General features: G+C 57.0%; 1 protein-coding gene and 1 pseudogene. Both read right to left on the reverse strand.

From position 1 onward, the window contains the following. Positions 1–343: 343 nt before the first annotated feature. Positions 344–750 (reverse strand): annotated as a pseudogene (locus DMO26_RS33385) (PIN domain-containing protein). Then, entirely contained in the window at positions 750–1,004 is a 255-nt protein-coding gene (locus DMO26_RS33390; protein ID WP_117196529.1) for a type II toxin-antitoxin system Phd/YefM family antitoxin, read from the reverse strand. The pseudogene DMO26_RS33385 and the gene DMO26_RS33390 overlap by 1 nt, the downstream one beginning before the upstream one ends. Between the last annotated feature and the right edge of the window lie 770 nt (positions 1,005–1,774).

The following is a 1,774-nucleotide window of genomic DNA, read 5'->3' on the forward strand; positions in this document are numbered from 1 at the left end:
GCTGCACGCAGCTTCGATGCGATCACACAGGCCCTTGGCGACATCATCAGCCTCTTCTCCGTCGCCGAATGCCGAAACTTCTTCAAAGCAGCAGGCTATGAGGCTGAATAATTGCGACACGCTTTAACCTCCGATAAGCAGAAATCCTCTCACGGTTCCGCCCTGGATAGGGGAGGGACCGACTGGAGTCGGCAGCCCTGGTGAGATGACGCGGAATACTGGTGCGCGCTTGAACCGTAGAAGAGGGAAGGGGAATGTTGTCGGGAGCGTGTCGATCGTGACATCGCTCGGGCTGGGAAGTCCAGGTCTATGTCCCGCGATTTCGGATCGGTCACTGGTCCGCTCATGCCGGCCTATCCCACGGATTGATCACAGCGGCGTCGGTGTCCTCGAAATCGTTGACATTGCGGGTGACGAGGATCAGGTCGTGGACGATTGCGGTGGCGGCGATCAGCCCGTCGACATCGCCGAGCGGCCGGATCGCGGCGAGACGGCCCATTCGGCGGCGATATGGTCGGTCACCGGCAGGATGCGGCCGCCATGGTCGTGACGCAGCTTGCGCAGCCATTCGGCGAGGTGGGCCGCAGCCTTGGGATCGGATTTCTGCTTCAGTGCAATGCCGCGCATGATCTCGCCAAGGGTGAGCACGCTCAGGTGGACGCTAAGCGGATTGACCGAGCGCAGCCAGGTTATCGTCTGCGGTGTGCCGCGGCGCGCCTCCGAGACGATATGGGTGTCGAGCTGGTACATCAGAAGGCCACGTCGCGGTTTAGAGTCTTGGCGCGTACGTCCACCGCGTCGGCGAGATCGTCATCCCAGGAGGGACCGCCGAGCAGATCGTCGACCAGAGTCGGGTGTTCGGCGCGTAGGGCATCATAGTCGCGGGCGGCTAGGAACACGGCGGTGCGTTCACCGCGCACTGTAATTTCCTGCGGCCCTTCGTGGCGTGCCTTCTGCACCACCTTCGAAAACTGGTTCTTGGCGTCCTGCAGCTGCCACTCCATAATTTTGCTCCTCCCTGGGAGATCGCCCGAAATTATAAATGCAATGGCAACTGGCTTGCGATCTGTCGTGGAGTAAAAGATCATCGCCAATAGTGCTATCTAGTGAAACGAACTCACTTTAAGCGGTTGCAATTAGCGGCAGCTTGTACGAATTCACCAGTGCTAGGGACCCATCCACCTGTATATTGCGGGAAATGGTCACTTCACCTTCGATGAGAGATGGTTGGTTGGCCCAAGTTGGCGGAACTCACGTGAATCGAGCGAATCAGGACAACGCAAGGCTGTATCGTGAGACTGTTCCCGAGCTCCTGTCGTTAATGATCAACAGACGCCGTCAAATCATCGAACTACTTGAAGCAGAGACACTGCGGGAGCAAGTTCTTGCCGACGGCGATCTCAAGGAAAGTGTAGCTCGGCTGAGGGCGATTCTTACCCATGAGCTTCTAAATAATGACATCAGCATTGATAGACAAACGCGTACGGATTAAGCGCCCTCTCTATTGGGGTCTTTGAAGCCAAGCTGCTCCTGATCTAAATTTCGGATCATACCTCCCTCTAGTCTTACTGAGTCACACAACCCTGGGATTGTCGCTTTGTCATTAGGTGCTAGGGTCCACGATTCGTGGTCAGCGGGAGAAAGCTGGGATGAATGGCCTTAGCGGGGGAAGTGAAGCAGCCTTTGCGGATTATGTCCATAGGCTGGTCGATGTGATCGGCCATGCCGATCGGGCTGAGCCACTCAATGATTACTGCCTCGGCCTCATGTTGCC

The sequence above is a fragment of the Rhizobium terrae genome (genome assembly GCF_003425685.1).
In the GTDB taxonomy this organism is placed as follows: Bacteria; Pseudomonadota; Alphaproteobacteria; order Rhizobiales; family Rhizobiaceae; genus Neorhizobium; species Neorhizobium terrae.

Coding starts and splice junctions, on each gene's coding strand:
- DMO26_RS33390 (WP_117196529.1), bottom strand. CDS start 1,004: ATGGAGTGGCAGCTGCAGGACGCCAAGAACCAGTTTTCGAAGGTGGTG.